Genomic DNA, 15,818 nt, shown 5'->3' on the forward strand with positions numbered 1-15,818 from the left:
CGCTTATTGCTTCAACGCTAGTTTCACCATTTGCCCCATCGATCGAATGGCCTCGCGTGATGTCAGTTTGCTTTCGCCGAGCGTTCGATCGGTGAACGTGATTGGCACTTCGATCATGTGAGCTTTGACTTGTTTCAGCCGAATCAAGATCTCTTCCAGTACCGAATAGCCGTTGCTCACCAAGTTGTCGGCACCAGCTTCCTTGAGTTTCTGAACTCGATAGCAACGCATCGAACCGCTGCAATCTCGAACTGGCAATCGCAAGCACAGCGTGGCAAATCGATTGACCAGATGGCTCATGATCTTTCGTCTCAGCGGCCATCCCACAATGGAGCCACCGTCGACGTATCGCGAGCCAATCACCACGTCGATTTCACGTTGAGGTTTACCGTTGGCGGTAGGTTGTTCATCGGCTGGTTGGTTTGAAGCTGCGCTGTTTGCTGAGTTATTAGTCACCGATCTATTTGTCGCCGAGTTGATCGTCACCGCGTCATTAGTCGCTGCTGCGTTACTGCTCACGTCGCGGCCACCCGATTTCGTTGAATGCGTTGTCTGATGAGTTGCTGCATCCAGCAGTCTCGGTATGTCGGCGGGGTTGTGACTGAAGTCGCCATCCAGGTTGACGAACCATTCATAGTCGCCATCGATAGCCGCTTGCATGGCGTGTCGGATCGCTCCACCAAGTCCACGCGCCGTGCGAACGTCGACTCGGATCCGAGCGTCATGTTCGGCGCTTCGGTTCGCGATCGCCGCGGTGCCATCGGGCGAATTGTCGTCGACGATCAAGATATCGGCGTCGGGCAACGCCATTCGCAAATGCGTCAGCAAGCTCTCGATATTCGCGGCCTCATTGAGCGTGCAAACACCGATCAGAACTCTTCCCGTGGGTGGAGGTGCTAGATCGGCGACGGTGGCGGCGTTTGGCATCAATTCATTCATTCTTCATTTACCTTACTCGCAAACCACCAATTTCGACCAGCGTGGTTTTTTCCATGCGTCGTTTGGCTCCCACCATGATCGGTTTTCGATAACGATATTTCTGGCTCGTAGAATCATCGAGCCAACGCGATGACGGGCTTGGGGGCGACCACGCATAGCAAACGGATCCGCGCCCACGGGTGTACGCATGGAAGATTGCGGGATAAAAATGGTCATCCCTTCATGGTGGCCTCGCGGCCCGGAACTCTAAGGAATCATTGACGTGGACCAGCATCATCTTGACATTGCCATCCGTGCGGCTCGAGCAGGTGCGAGGGAGTTGATGGCGCGTCGCGATGATCGAGTCGTTCGCGAAAAGGCGCCCAAGGATTTGGTGACCGACGCGGATTTAGCATCCCAAGAAGCCGTGCGTAAGATTTTGCTCGACGCATGCGAAGGCTACGCATTTGTGGGGGAAGAGGAAGGCGAGACCCAGCCACCCGACGCAGTGCGAAAGGGCGACGACGACGCTCCGCCATGTTGGGTAGTCGATCCTCTCGATGGGACGGTCAACTACGTTCATCGACTTCAATCGTTCGCTGTTTCGATTGGTCTGTACGCCAAAGGCAAGATGCGGCTGGGGGTAATTTACGATCCGGTTTCTGGCGAGATGTTCACGGCTTTCGAAGGCGGGGGAGCGTTTTGTAATGGCAAGCCCATCAAGGTGAGCGGTCAAAGTGATTTATCGGACTCGTTGGTCGCTTGTAGCTTTCCCGCCGGAATCAAAAAAACAGACCCCGAGGTCGGGAAGTTCGTCAACGTTCTTGAGCAGTGCCGGTCGCTTCGACGGCTTGGGTCGTGTGCACTCAACATGTGCTATGTTGCCGCAGGTCGATTGGATTCCTATTGGGCGACCGCCGTGTCACCATGGGACTCGGCGGCAGGAACAGTCATTGCCCGCGAGGCAGGGGCAGTCATTACCGCCTACGACGGTGGTGAATTCGACGACTGGAATCCACGGTTCTGCGTTTCGGGTTCGTTGCCACTTCACCAATCGATGGTTGCGTTGCTGAAGTCGGACTCGATTACTTAGTTTTCGTCTGCGTAGCTTTCGTCGCCATCGCAGGCAGCAAACGGAAATTAATTTCTCGACCGCGCACGCTGCGATAGGTCCAGTCAGCACGTCCGCGTGACAAAGTGTTTCGCGGTAAAATCCGTGATGCCGTCTGATTGTGGCAGTATTGATACCCCGCTAAACTGAAGCGAAGAGCTGGCGGAATGTGCTCTGAATCAGTTTTGACCCTCCTGACCGGCACCCCATCGATCACCTGGAAACGCGGATGAGTAAATCAGACAACTTGGATGTAATGGACGCCGGCACCGTAAAGATGATCATTGGTGATCGAGAAATCGAGATGCCACTGGTCGAAGGTAGTGAGGGCGAGAAGGGCATCGATATCAGTAAGTTGCGTGCTTCGACTGGCTTGATCACGCTCGACGATGGCTTCGTCAACACCGGTTCGACTCGCTCTGCCATCACTTTTCTCGATGGTGAAAAAGGAATCCTGCGATATCGCGGATACCCCATCGAAGAGTTGGCGGCAAAGAGTGACTTTGTCGAAGTCGCGTATCTCTTGATCTACGGCGACCTACCCACCCCGGTCCAGGCGGAAGCGTTTCGTTCGGGGATTCGTGATCACACGATGATTCACGAAGACATGCGTTCGTTTTACAACGGGTTCCCTCGTGATGCTCACCCGATGGCGATCTTGTCGAGTGTGGTGGGAGCGTTGTCGACGTTCTACCAAGATTCGATGGATCCTAACGACGCCGATCAGGTTGAAATCTCGATCTACCGGTTGCTCGCCAAGCTGCCAACGATTGCGGCTTACAGCTACAAGAAGTCGATGGGTCAGCCATTCATTTACCCGAACAATGAATTGAGCTACTGCGAGAACTTCTTGCACATGATGTTTGCGACTCCGGCGCACGAGTACATGGTCGACCCGGACTTCGCCGAAGCGTTGAATTTGTTGTTGATCGTTCACGCCGACCACGAACAAAATTGCAGCACGTCGACGGTCCGCATGGTTGGTAGTAGTAACGCGAACTTGTTTGCATCAATCTCGGCCGGTATCGGCGCCCTTTGGGGGCCCTTGCACGGTGGAGCCAACGAAGCGTGCGTGAACATGCTTGATCAAATCGCCAAGGACGGTGGTGACGTCAAGAAGTACGTCGATATGGCCAAGGACAAAGAAAACGGTTTCCGCTTAATGGGATTCGGTCACCGGGTCTACAAGAACTTTGATCCGCGTGCGACGATCATCAAGGCAAGCTGCGAGAAATTGTTGAAGAAGCTGAACTTGGATGATCCGCTGTTCCATGTCGCGCAAGAGTTGCAGGAAGTCGCACTGCGAGACGAGTACTTCATCGAACGCAAGCTCTATCCCAACGTCGACTTTTATTCCGGCGTGATCTATCGCGCTCTTGGAATTCCCGTTCAGATGTTTACCGTGCTGTTCGCAATTGGACGTCTGCCGGGATGGATTGCTCACTGGCGTGAAATGCACGCGAACCCTGGAAGTCGCATCAACCGCCCTCGCCAAATCTACACCGGGGCGACCGAGCGTGAGTTTGTCAGTATCGAAAAACGATAGTTCGCCGTACCCGCTCGTCGATCGGTTTGGACGTGTCCACCGTAGCGTTCGATTGAGCGTTACGGATCGTTGCAACATCCGATGCTTCTATTGCATGCCCGAGCACGATGCCGTGTTCGCGCCGCGCGAACAATTGCTGACCTTCGAAGAACTCCATCGACTGACTTCTTTGTTGGTCACTCAGATGGGTGTCAACCGAGTGCGGATCACTGGCGGTGAACCCCTGGTGCGACGAGAGCTACCCACGCTGATCCAAATGTTGGCGGGGATTCCGGGACTGGAAGACTTGTCGTTGACGACCAACGGAGTGCTGCTTGCTGAACACGCCGATGCGCTGCGTGACGCCGGCTTGCAGCGGCTCAACATCAGTCTCGATACGCTCGACGAATCGACGTTCCAACGAATATCGCGGCGTTCTGGTTTGGCTAAAGTGATCGAAGGAATCGATGCCGCGATTGCCGCCGGCTTCCAAAGCGTGAAGCTAAACGCACTGGCGATTGCTGGGGTGAGCGAACCGGAAATCACTCGCTTGGCCGAGTTTGCGATCGACCGAGGTGTCTCCATTCGTTTTATCGAGTTCATGCCACTCGACAGCGATCGCGATTGGACGTCCGCGAAAGTGCTAACGGGTGATCGGCTGCTCGCAATCTTGCGCGAACGTTTCGGCGAAGTGACACCTATACAACGAGCCGATCAATCTCAACCGTCGGAAGACTTCTTGGTTGGGCGTGGACGCGTCGGAATTATTCGTTCGGTTAGCGAACCGTTTTGCGGTTCTTGCGATCGATTGAGAATCACCGCGGATGGATCAATGCGAAACTGTCTCTTTGCGAGTGAAGAGACCCCGCTTCGCGAATTGATGCGGTCGGGAGCCCACGATCAGGTCTTAGCTGACCAAATCGCGTCATGTGTGGCAGCCAAGAAAGCGGCTCACGGCATCGATGATGCCTCGTTCTCGCCACCTATCCGCCCGATGTATTCGATTGGCGGATAGGTCGCGAAAAGAAAAATATACTGCTTGAACGACGAAGCAACTCATTCGTCGCTCAGCAATGCAGGCCGGTTATTCGGTGGCCGGTCGCTTGGGACGATCGCCACCCGGTTCGCCACCGCCATCGCCATTTCGATCGCCACGACGACCTTGTCCACCGCCGCCCATGCGTGACATCGCTTTGGTGAGTTCTTCCTTGGAAAGCGATCCATCACCATCGGCGTCGATGCGTGCTAGACGACCTGACATTGCTTCAGGAATCTCATCGCCGCTGAGTTTTCCGTCGCCATCGGCGTCTCGGTTTTCGAACATCTTGGCAACCATTTCAGGGCCGCCTCTACCTTGGCGTGACATCCCTTCGCGTCCACCTGGCCCACCTGGTCCGCCCGGGCCACCACCGCGATTGCCCATCATGGTAGGCCGCAGTTCATTGGCACTTAGCGAACCGTCATTGTCTTTGTCCAACGTTTTCAAGGCAGCGACCGCATTGTTAATTTCGTCGCTACTGATGGTGCCGTCTTGGTCAACATCGAGCGCCTTGTAGATCGGCAGCATCTGGATCATTCGTCCGAAGCCTTCGGGACCACCCCCGCCGCCAGGTCCCCCGCGTCCGGGGCCGCCTTCACGACGAGCGCCTCTGTCTCGTGGTCCTTTTTCGGATCCCGTTTCTGGTGGGTCGGCCAGTACCGTTGAAGTTGATAGTCCAGCTAGCAAACTCGCCAACACAGCAGTGCGGATTGGATTGCGTTTCATTATTAGGTTACCTTTTCGGGGAAGTTGTCATAGGACGTTCTGTAAAACGCCGCGCCAAGTGCAAGGTTTCGGTGCGAATGCACAATCCGATCAAGTGACCTAGAACATTTGGCCAATAGCTTCGTCCGCAAGTTGGCTCCAAAGTGTCTCGTCTTTGGTGCGATCTACAACTGGTGTCGGTGCCCCTGCGGCTTCATCCTCGGACGTCGCGTTAGATTCCCTTGCGATTTGATTGATGATGATCAACGCGTCGCGGGCCGTGACTTTGTAGTCACCATTAACGTCTAGGAAATAGGGATCGGGTTTCTCGCTCGTCGGATCCAAGTCGACGTTGTCCTGGCGACGCCCAAGTTCGTTGATGATGATCAAAGCATCGTTGGCTGAAGTGCCGTTAAGCCCGTTGACGTCATACCGGTTCTCAGGATTTTGAAAGACCGGAGGTTCGTCGTCGAGAACTTCCAGTGTCGCAGACCCCTGAGTGTAAAGGTCGTTTCGAAAGACAAGGTTAAGGCTCTTGGGGGCTGCAGCAACATCATTGTCGACAGCTATAACGGGAATGCGGACGGAAGCCTGACCCGCCGGAATCGTAAATTCGCGTGGAAGGTCTATCTGTGAAGCAAGAAAGCCTAAAGCGGAAACGACAAGTTCCTCGTCCGTGTCGGTATTGCTTCGTCGGATTGTCAAATTCACAGCCGAACCACCTTCGACAACGCTGTCGCTCGACAGAGCCGCCGTGAGTGATTCTTCGTCGCGAACGTCAATCGTGACTCTGCCAGACTCAACGCCACCGCCGGACGCCGTTAGTTCAACCGCAACGGTTCCATCAAGAAGATTGTCGTTGACCGCGTTGAGTGGAATCGTGACCGACGATTCGCCAGCAGGAATCACCGCTGTAGCGTCAACCGTCAATTCCGTGGTGTCGGACGAGGCCACCGTGATCGTTTGGTTGAACGTTTTCGCAGGACCACTACGCGTGATCGTTAGCGTTGCTGCCGCATTCCCCGCGTTCTCGTCGACCGCACTCTTGCTAACTTTCAAGCTAAGTTCTGGTTTGGGAGTAACGGTAATCGTAAAGGTCTTTTCGTCGGAGCCTTGGTTGTCATCGAACACACGCAACTTCACCGTCTTAACGCCGGTGGTCTCGTAAACGTGAGTACCCTTGAACTTGGCCGACGTCAACGTGCCATCGGCCTTGCCATTGGTGGTAACCGTGGCGTTGCCATCGTCGATGGTTCCATCACCCCAATCAATCGAATACGAGAATGTTTCCTCGCTAGCGGGATCACCATTGGGAGTCGAAAATCCTGGATCGGTGATCGTTCCGATCGGATCGAGCGTGATCGCCTTACCGACCTCGACAGTCTGATTTCCAACCGAGGTCAACGAGGGCGCAACATTCGTGACGTTGACCGTACGAATTTCATGGGTAAGTGTTCCCGACGTCGATCCACGAAGCACGACCGTGACGAGGTACTGGCCATCATCGGCGTAGACATGAGTCTGATTGATTTTCGCAGTTGTTGATTCGAGCTTTTCCCAACCAATGTCGTACATGCCAGCCAAGTCAAGTGTCGAAAGGCCTCGCGCACGGACATCGATCTGGGGTGTCATGTTGGTGCTTTGGATGTTGGCGACGCTTTGTGCCCAGTGAGCCGTGGTCAACGGAACTTTGCCATCGCCTTCGTAGGCTTGGTTTGCGTTCGTCCCATCAAAACGACTTCCATTGACGAGGCGGTTCCAAGACGGTGCAAGCCCAAACCCAAACGCGTGTGCGAGTTCGTGAATCGCAATCGAAATGAAGTCGGTCTGGTTCTTGCCAATTTTTTCGGGATCCGTCCCAAAGTAAAAGTCGCGGGGTTGATCAAACGCAATCGAACCTACAACCGCTGCGAAGTCATCGGGCGATTTCTTGAGCGATCCGGTCTGACCTCGCGACCGAAGGTCATCCACGATCGAATCAAGCTTTGCCTGAGCTTGGTTGTTGCACTGCGTTTGCGTAAGCGTGCCGCAACTGAAGAACGTAGCTGGATTCTTGATCGACACGTTAAGCGAACCAATCCCGCCGACTGCTGCAACAGACGGTCCCAAACCTCGTTCGTTATCAAAATTTCTTGAGCCCGCGAAAATCAAAACTTCGTTGGCCGCAATCCTTACGTTCCGTTTGCTGCTCACTTCAAAATTCTGTACGCCCGTCGTTGGGTGGTCGATGACCGGCGTGACGTTCACGTCAGGATGGGTTCCGGTCGCTTCAAGTTCGTCGGCGAACAAACTAACGAAGGAGTTCGCGGCGTACTCTAAGGCCGCCTTCGATCCGGCTTGTTTGAAGAAACCGCGTGTATCGAGCGAGTAGTCGAACTTGATTTTGAGCTTGCCAGTTTCGTTGGTACCTAGCCCGGTCACATTCGTTTTTTGACCGTCTCCCCAAAACACTTCGCCGGAGATGTTGCCAGTCAGGCCCTCGGTGCTGAGGTTTTGGCTAAGTTCGAAAGCGGCCGCTTCGGCGATCATTAGCCGACGTATTTCCAGCGATTCAAACCTCAAAGGACGACTTAACTTGGGACTGCGACGACGCTGCCTTGAGGGCGCATTGAGTCGGGGCACTGTTGGCATAACGTTATTGAAGAGGATGAGAAGAGACAGCGAGCGCTGAGTGTACGTCCAGGTAGTATTCTATGGAGTCATGCAATAGGGAATAAGTGCAATGCAAGGCGTCCAGGGCTTTCCTTTTGCGGTCGGCGGCCAACACCAAGTTTGAACCGTAGTCACCAGCAGGTGAACGGGTGTGCTGGTACGCAGCCGGCAAACGACCGCTTATCTGGGTCGCAAGATCATCGACTTGGCGGTAGTTTGCTTGAGATAAACTAGGTCCGTCCCATCGCCTGTCATGGCTTCGTTAACCAGGTCAGCAAGTCCCTCTTCGGAAACACGGCCAATGATTCCACCTCTAAATCCCCGTCAGTACATGTTCCGTCAGTTCGTGTTTTGTTTGCTGGTAGCAACTTGCCTCACTAACTCACAATCGCATGCTGACGAGCCTTCCGAGACGTCAGAAGTTACGGCGTCAGAAGTCGAGCCAAAGCCAGCCGAGACGGTGTCGATCTTCGCGGATAAGAATCTCGAAGAAGCGGTACGGGCCGAAGTTTATGCCAAACGGTACAACAGTGAACCCATTTTGGCGGAAGATGTTGCCACGATTTCTCGAGTCGTTGCGAAACGTAAAGGAATCAAGAGTCTGGCGGGCTTGGAACATTGCAAGCGAATCATGCTTTTGGATCTTGCTGGCAATGAGATCGCCGATCTCAACCCGCTGAGCGAACTGAAGTTGTTACAGTCTGTTACGATTTCGAAGAACAAAATTTCGGACTTGTCGCCGATCAAAGGACTGAAGTCGATGCAGTTGCTGGACTTGTCCGAGAACCAAGTTGCGGACCTTTCCGCTATCGAAGGAATGTCGAACCTGAGAACGCTTTACGTCAGCGGCAACAAGATTGATGATCTTTCGTCACTGGCCAAATTGACCAAGCTGTGGTCGGTCGATTTTTCTACCAACCAAGTTTCGGACTTAGCGCCGATAGCGAATTTGAAGTGGCTCAGTACCCTTAACGCAGACGGCAATCAAGTCGAATCGCTCACGCCGTTAAAGGGGCTGGGCGAACTGGACCTGATGATGATTCGCCGAAACAAGATTCGCGATCTAACGCCATTAATTGAAATGTGCGAAGCAGACTTCAACGGGGATCGCAAATTCGCGCCGTATCTAGACATCTACATCAGCGGCAATCCGATCGACGATGCGACACTGAATGAGCAAATCCAACGGTTGCAAGCTCTGGGCGTTGACGTCGAGGACGATCAATAGCCATCACGTCCCGGCACACACCTTACCAACCTTCGCACACCTTACCGACCTTCGCGTAATCGGTAGCCGAGCAGGTTGTCGAGTTCAGGTTCCGCTTCGATCAGCTTGACCGTCTGCTCGATATCGTACTCCACTCGGCGATAGACGATTTTCTCGGGATCGTGAATCACATAGCAACTTCGGGGGTCACCATCGCGAGGCTGACCGACGCTTCCGACGTTGATCATCAATCGTTGATTGCGATCCGAGATGTCATAGCCGGCGCCCGTATCCGTGGGGCGTACAAAGCGCAGGTCACTGGTGAAAACGCCAGGAACGTGGGTGTGGCCTTGAAAACACAGATGCCGGAATAGCGAGAATAGCTTTTCCATTTTCTTGACGTTCTGGGTGTCTTCGGGAAAAACGTATTCATTCGTCGGTCCGCGCGGCGAACCGTGAACAAACATTAGGCTTGGCAATTCACCGTCCCCGGACCCCGGCACTGCTTCTTCCACGATCCGTGGCATCCGGCACAGGTAATTCATACGCTTCAGGCTAACTTCGGGGCCTTCCGGGCCGCACTCGACCTGAGCTCGCGTCCAGAAAATGGCCTGTTCGGCAGCAACGTTGAAACCTTCTGGATCGAACAGCGCGCTGCTGTCGTGATTGCCAAGAATGCAGAACTCAAAGTTCATCACTTGATCGAGGCACTCGCAAGGCTGCGGCCCATAGCCAATGACATCGCCTAGGCAGACGATTCGATCGACGTTCTGCGATTCAACGTCGGCCAGCACCGCTTCAAGTGCGGACAAATTACCGTGAATGTCACTCAGGATCGCGGTGCGGGTCACGTCGGTTTATCAACTAGAAGGTAAGGAATATCAAGGTCGTTGCAGGCATCGCACTTCGATCAAATACTTGGGAATGAAGCCGAATGTTTCGACATAGTCGAGAAAGCGTGTCGTGCTTGAGTTAGACAAACGTCTTTCTAACGCCCGTGTTTAAGTCGATCGCCAAGAGCATCCGAAAGATCGGGCACGTTGTAGATCTTTTCGGCCGTCTTATTGCGATCATAGTCAACGCGGCGGTACGTAATCGTTTTCGCATCCGTGTCCAAAATCACATAGCACGACTTGTTATTGTCATCGCGAGGTTGGCCGACGCTTCCAACGTTGACCATCAGCTTTGCTCCGCCAATCTTGTAGGAATGGTCGCATTCGTCTGGCGAAATAAACTCGCATTCCGTTGTGAAGATTCCCGGCAGGTGGGTGTGTCCCATGAAGCAAACGTGTTCGATTTTGCCGAACAGAATTTCCATCTTGCGAGTGTCGAAGATGTATTCGGGGAACACGTACTCGTTCGTGGGGTCACGTGGGGAGCCATGCACGAAACGGTACTCGGATTCTTCGACCTGTCGCGGCAGTTCACCCAAGAAGTCCCAACGCGAATTGACTTGAGCGTTGCTTCCAGGTCCATTGTCGAGTTGGTCGCGAGTCCAATAAATCGCCTGCAACGCCATCTGATTGAAGCCATCAGGATCGAATAAAGCAGCTTGATCGTGATTGCCCAGAATTGTTTTCTGGCAACGCTTCATGACTAAATCAAGGCACTCGCAGGGATTCGGTCCATAGCCGATAATATCGCCCAGGCAGTAGATCTCTGCTACATCGTTAGAATCGATATCCGCTAACACGGCCTCGAATGCTTCGAGATTGCCGTGGATATCGCTGATCAAGGCTCGCTTCACCGGTGGATTCCTGCTGGTGCGTCGACGGTAGGTCGTCTCAATGGGGGCTCGTCATGAGTCATTCGACGACCTCCAATTGTAAGTGGAATTAAAATTTCGCAGCAATCCCATGACTGAGTAGCTCGTCGGAAGCCTCTATCCTAACCCACACCCTTGCACTTGAACAATCCACGCACTCGACGGAAGACTGAAACAAGCGGATGACTGAAACAATCGGGAACTCGACGATCCAAGCGGACGGGCAAACCGCGTCGGAAACCGCTGGGCAATTGGCGATGGAGACGACGGGAAAAGGCGGCAGTATCGCGATCTTAGTTGCCGGCCGAGTTGTGCACCAAGTCGTATTACCCCAACGAGAACGTACCGCGCGAGTCTTGACCGGCGAACTCGAGCGAACGGTCGCTTGGGCGAACCAATCGGGTATCAAGATTGGGCTTTTGTCGGTCGCCGATGGCCCAGGTTCATTCACCGGCCTGCGAATAGGCGTGACGACTGCGAAAACGCTTAGCTATGCGTGGCAAATCCCTTTGGTCTCGGTGGATTCGTTGTCAGCGATCGCGGCTGAAGCATTTCGAATGACCCCGAACGTAGACCGCATTCTGGTCGCTCTGGATGCTTATCGCGAACAGGCGTACGTCGCCGAAGTCAGCCGACAACTTCTTTCGACCACACCGTCAGAAATGGCCGAACGGATCGAGGTGCTTTCTCATTCTGAATTGGCCTCGCGAGTGGCATCAGCTCAGGGTTGGCATTTCGCTGGTGACGCCAAACTATTCGATGATGTCGATGCTGCTCGAATCCTGCCTCGAGAATGCGATGCCGTGGGAGTGGGCATTATCGCTCATCAAAAAGCCAGCCAAGAACTGTTTGTTGAGGCAATGGAGTTGGTACCTCGCTACGTCAAATTGAGCGCGGCCGAAGAGAAACTGTAAAGCGAAGTTTTTCTTAGCGCGAACGCAAAGATCGCGAGAAGGCAAACTGACCGACAATAAAAAAACCTCGACGAACAAGTTCGCCGAGGTTTTCCGATGAAAGACTGCAAATCTTTTTCGTCAATGATTACCAGTTGAACTCGGCACCCACGTAGGCTCCGTGCAACACGTAGCTGTCGTCGGCGAACACGGTTCCCGCTGCAGCGGCTGACGTGTAGTAGTTCGAATACGAATCCATCGCGTTAGCAACACCGGTGATTCCCATCACGCGGTAACCGCCACGGACGGTCCAGGCGTTGCTGATACGGTAGCCCAGTCCAAGATCAAGCTCGCCGAGCGTCGACAACACGGTGTCGGTATCGACCGTGTCGACCAAGTCGGTGCCAGCACCGGTTGGGTAAGCAAGCGTGGTTTGAGTTCCGAGACGGTGACGCAGTTCAGCGCGGTTTCCGTAAACACCAAACTTACCGCCAATGTTGAAGTCCAAGCGGTTGCCCAAGCAGTAAGTCAAGCGTCCACCAAACTGATAACCGAACAGGTTGTTTTCGGTATCAACGTTGTCGTAGATGTCTTCCGCTTGATAACCCGCTGTGCCGTCAATGTTGTAGGCAAGCTCGGACGAGTCTTTGATTTGGAACCAACGGAAACCGTGGCTTGTTGTCACACGTACTCGGCCCGAAGATGCACGCACCAATGGACCAGCCGCTCCGCCGTAACCGCACGAACCGTGACCAGCACCCCAGCCGAGGCCTCGTCCCATGCCGTATCCATTCGAACCGCAAGGTGTAGCGTAGGAAGCACGGCGAGCACCCATCAAACCAAAGCTGAACAGGTTCGCTTCAATTCCTTGGAAGCTCAGGTCACGGGTTGCCCGCACTCCGCCTGCACCCGCACCAATCGTGCCGTCGATGTAGTTGTACACCGTGTCAATGCCTGCACCACCCACGTCGATCGATGCATCACGGTACTGAGGCATGGTCGCTCGAATGGATCCCGGAGTCCCTAATCGAGTTACCGATTCGCTACCTGGATCCCAGTTGAAGTACGTGATGCCCAAGCCATAGCAACCGTTGCCAAGGTATCGACCGGCGCTGACGTCAAATCCAACCGAGGATCCTGGATCCACGATCGAAGTGTTGAAGTCGTTGCCCAGTCCCGTTGCGATGTTGCGGCCACGGCCTTCGCTAAGCGACATGAACAGAATGTTGGCACTGCCGAAGTACGGGAACAGTTCGTTGCGAACATTGGTGTCAACGCCGCATGAGCCCACATCGCCGCTTCCGCAAGAGCTGCTGCCTTCCCAAGACGAAGACATTGCGTGAGCGTAAGGGCTAGGTGACGACATACTGCTTTCGCAAGGCGCACATCCGCTGCCGACGTTTGGCGATGGCATGGTGCTGTAGGTGCCTTGTGGCGCATAGCTGTTGTGTGGCACCGGTGAGTAGTTGCCACTGGAGTGCGTCGCCGAAGGGTAGGCGGTTGACTCATGAGCACCCGAATAGGCATCGGTCGGGTAGCCTTGATTCAGATGAGCTTTGTTGGATGGAGCTGCCATCGGCGCCGGTGTGGGCTTGGGAGCCGGCAATTCTTCGATGCTCGACTTGGCTTTCGCGGTCGTGCTAGCAGCGTCTTCAGCCGCAAGCGCCTCATCGAGCGCCGGGCGAAAGTTATTCCATTGTGAAGGTGACGAGTAAGGCTGTCCAGCTTCGGCTGTTTGGCTAAGTCCGAAAGCACCAGCGCTGAGGCTAAGTGCTAAGGCGGCACGTCGAAGGAACTTCTTGTTCATTTGATTTGAATCCTTTGCAGTCTGGAAGGCGGGCTCCGTTCCCGATGATGAGAGACTCCGTCTCCAGCGCTTTGGATCGGCACACAAACCAAGAATGCGGGATCGGATTCAAGTCAGAGAATGCGAAGTACTTCTCGAGGCTGGCTAAAAACCGATTATTGAGCGAACTTCCCCCAACGCGACAATCTTCGCCAATCGTTACAAACTATCGCAGGCAACAAAAAAAGGGCCTTTGCTGATGGTTCAGCAAAGGCCCTTCGCACGGGATGCGGCCGAGAGGAATCGAACCTCCACGCCCTTAATCGGGCACAAGATCCTTAGTCTTGCGCGTCTGCCAATTCCGCCACGGCCGCGATGTCCGACGCTTTGAGTTGGCTGTGCATAGTTTTGCCGCATTCAAAGCGATCGTCAACTAGGCCACTATGCCCGAATTCGAGGCCCCCGACTCACCAGGACCCAAAGTACGCCGGCGTCGCTTATTTATGTATCAATCCAACGACACGCGTCTTTGGCCGCCTAGGATCCCAGTGTGAAGTTCAGAACCGCCGGCCGTCACAAGCCCAGGCGGTCTGTTGCGCCAGCAGTCGCGCTCGCCAGTTCTCGGGTACACCAGTTCTCGGGTACACCAGTTCTCGGGTGCATCATTTCTCGGGTGCAACATTTCTCGAGTGCACCAGTTCTCGAATACCGGGAACTCAAGCGTGCCAGTTCCCAGGTCTGCCATCGTTCAGATTTGAAACTGGTTAACGCGGGCCACTTGGTTATGAGAGCCATTAGTTCGGCACCAAAGGGTCCGATAATCCTGGGGGAATCGCGTTCCGCGTTGACGACATCCGCTTACCTAACCAAGATACGGCAAACGCATTTACTTTGAACCCGAAACAGCGACCTTATGGAAATGAACGATCTTCCCGCCTATTGCTTGGCCACGGCCCAGGCGGCTCGCGAAGCGTCTTATCAATTGGCGACGATCGACACCGAGATCAAGAACCGTTGGCTCAGCGAATCGGCGATCGCGCTGAAGGCTGCGGCGGCCGAGATTGTCGAAGCGAATCAGCTCGATCTTGCTGCGGCGCCTGGCTATGGCCTTACTGACGCAGCGATCGATCGACTGAGATTGGATTCGTCGCGAATCGATGCCATTGCTGGTGCTCTGCTCGAGATCGCTGCGTTACCCGATCCAATAGGCGAAGTCCTTGACGGATTTACTCGTCCGGGCGGATTGCAGATCGTTAAGAAGCGAGTGCCTTTGGGAGTTGTGTTCTTTATCTATGAAAGTCGTCCTAACGTGACCGCTGATGCGGCCGCAATTTGCGTCAAGAGTGGCAATGCGGTCATCCTTCGCGGTGGCAAAGAAGCGATCCATAGCAGTCGCGCCATCGTAAACGTTCTTTCGCGTTGTGCCGAACAAGTTGGTATTCCCGCTGCCGCAGTTCAATTGGTCCAAACCACCGATCGTGCCGCCGTTGGTGAATTCCTTGGAATGTCGAATCTGATCGACGTTACCATTCCCCGAGGCGGCGAAGGCTTGATTCGTCGTGTGGCCGCCGAAGCGACGATGCCAGTGATCAAGCACTACGACGGTAATTGCCACGTCTATGTTGATAAAGACGCCGACATCTCGATGGCCGCCACCATCATCGAGAACGCCAAGTGCCAACGCATGGGCGTTTGCAACGCGTGCGAGTCTTTGTTGGTACACCGGGATATCGCCGCTAAAGCATTGCCCGTGATCGCCGAAACGTTATCCCGACATGGCATCGAAATCGTCGCTGATGCTGAATCGCTTTCGCATCTTCCCGGTGCCTCGTTGGCTACCGAAGACGATTGGTCAGCCGAGTATCTAGGGCCAAAGATAAGCGTTGCCATAGTGAGCGATGTGATGGAAGCGGTAAAGCACATCAATCGTTACGGTTCGCATCACACCGATGCCATCGTCACCAATCAAATACGCACAGCGGAGATCTTCACGAGTGCGGTCGACAGCAGTGCGGTGATGGTCAACGCTTCAACCCGATTCAATGATGGGGGTGTGTTTGGGCTCGGTGCCGAGATTGGAATTTCCACGGATAAGTTTCATGCACGTGGACCTTGCGGCATGCGTGAGTTGACGACGTACAAGTACATCGTCAAAGGGGATGGGCACATCCGAACCTAGGCCACCTCGATTCGTGGCGGCCTGATAATGCTTTGCTC

12 protein-coding genes and 1 tRNA gene are annotated in these 15,818 nt (G+C 54.3%); 6 read left to right on the forward strand and 7 right to left on the reverse strand.

Features of this window, described 5'->3' with window-relative positions:
* Positions 1-3: 3 nt before the first annotated feature.
* Positions 4-927 (reverse strand): polyprenol monophosphomannose synthase, encoded by a 924-nt coding sequence (locus Pla22_RS25695; RefSeq protein ID WP_242632067.1) that lies wholly within the window; start codon positions 925-927, stop codon positions 4-6.
* 274 nt (positions 928-1,201) lie between these two features.
* Between Pla22_RS25695 and Pla22_RS14430 the strand changes: the two genes are divergently transcribed.
* The 3 genes from Pla22_RS14430 (at position 1,202) to moaA (ending at position 4,569) form a co-directional block, all read left to right on the forward strand.
* Complete coding sequence (locus Pla22_RS14430) at positions 1,202-2,011, forward strand: inositol monophosphatase family protein (RefSeq protein WP_146515555.1); 810 nt, start codon at positions 1,202-1,204, stop codon at positions 2,009-2,011.
* Positions 2,012-2,258: 247 nt separating this feature from the next.
* Positions 2,259-3,575 (forward strand): citrate synthase, encoded by a 1,317-nt coding sequence (locus Pla22_RS14435; RefSeq protein ID WP_146515556.1) that lies wholly within the window; start codon positions 2,259-2,261, stop codon positions 3,573-3,575.
* On the forward strand, positions 3,547-4,569 hold the full coding sequence (gene moaA / locus Pla22_RS14440) for a GTP 3',8-cyclase MoaA (RefSeq protein ID WP_146515557.1): 1,023 nt from the start codon (positions 3,547-3,549) through the stop codon (positions 4,567-4,569). The genes Pla22_RS14435 and moaA overlap by 29 nt, the downstream gene beginning before the upstream one ends.
* 69 nt (positions 4,570-4,638) lie before the next feature.
* Here moaA and Pla22_RS14445 read toward each other — a convergent pair whose 3' ends face one another.
* Positions 4,639-5,319 (reverse strand): EF-hand domain-containing protein, encoded by a 681-nt coding sequence (locus Pla22_RS14445; protein WP_146515558.1) that lies wholly within the window; start codon positions 5,317-5,319, stop codon positions 4,639-4,641.
* Between the two features lie 99 nt (positions 5,320-5,418).
* Complete coding sequence (locus Pla22_RS14450) at positions 5,419-7,929, reverse strand: dockerin type I domain-containing protein (RefSeq protein ID WP_146515559.1); 2,511 nt, start codon at positions 7,927-7,929, stop codon at positions 5,419-5,421.
* Positions 7,930-8,251: 322 nt separating this feature from the next.
* On the opposite strand from Pla22_RS14450, the gene Pla22_RS14455 reads away from it, so the two are divergent.
* The gene (locus tag Pla22_RS14455) at positions 8,252-9,178 is read left to right on the forward strand and encodes a leucine-rich repeat domain-containing protein (RefSeq protein ID WP_165440677.1); all 927 of its coding nucleotides are present in this window, start codon (positions 8,252-8,254) and stop codon (positions 9,176-9,178) included.
* Positions 9,179-9,219: 41 nt separating this feature from the next.
* On the opposite strand, the gene Pla22_RS14460 is transcribed toward Pla22_RS14455, so the two are convergent.
* Together Pla22_RS14460 and Pla22_RS14465 are read right to left on the reverse strand one after the other, a co-directional pair.
* On the reverse strand, positions 9,220-10,008 hold the full coding sequence (locus Pla22_RS14460) for a metallophosphoesterase family protein (RefSeq protein WP_146515561.1): 789 nt from the start codon (positions 10,006-10,008) through the stop codon (positions 9,220-9,222).
* A 137-nt stretch (positions 10,009-10,145) separates the two neighbouring features.
* On the reverse strand, positions 10,146-10,904 hold the full coding sequence (locus Pla22_RS14465; protein WP_146515562.1) for a metallophosphoesterase family protein: 759 nt from the start codon (positions 10,902-10,904) through the stop codon (positions 10,146-10,148).
* Between the two features lie 200 nt (positions 10,905-11,104).
* Between Pla22_RS14465 and tsaB the strand changes: the two genes are divergently transcribed.
* Positions 11,105-11,836 carry a tRNA (adenosine(37)-N6)-threonylcarbamoyltransferase complex dimerization subunit type 1 TsaB gene (gene tsaB, locus Pla22_RS14470; protein WP_146515563.1) on the forward strand — a complete coding sequence of 244 codons (732 nt, stop codon included), beginning with the start codon at positions 11,105-11,107 and terminating at the stop codon, positions 11,834-11,836.
* Between the two features lie 127 nt (positions 11,837-11,963).
* Here tsaB and Pla22_RS14475 read toward each other — a convergent pair whose 3' ends face one another.
* Together Pla22_RS14475 and Pla22_RS14480 are read right to left on the reverse strand one after the other, a co-directional pair.
* Positions 11,964-13,622, reverse strand: coding sequence for a BBP7 family outer membrane beta-barrel protein (locus tag Pla22_RS14475; protein ID WP_146515564.1), 1,659 nt, complete (start codon positions 13,620-13,622; stop codon positions 11,964-11,966).
* Positions 13,623-13,889: 267 nt separating this feature from the next.
* Positions 13,890-13,975, reverse strand: a tRNA-Leu gene (locus Pla22_RS14480).
* 545 nt (positions 13,976-14,520) lie between these two features.
* On the opposite strand from Pla22_RS14480, the gene Pla22_RS14485 reads away from it, so the two are divergent.
* On the forward strand, positions 14,521-15,780 hold the full coding sequence (locus Pla22_RS14485; protein WP_242632068.1) for a glutamate-5-semialdehyde dehydrogenase: 1,260 nt from the start codon (positions 14,521-14,523) through the stop codon (positions 15,778-15,780).
* Positions 15,781-15,818: the final 38 nt, after the last annotated feature.

The organism is Rubripirellula amarantea, assembly GCF_007859865.1.
GTDB lineage: Bacteria > Planctomycetota > Planctomycetia > Pirellulales > Pirellulaceae > Rubripirellula > Rubripirellula amarantea.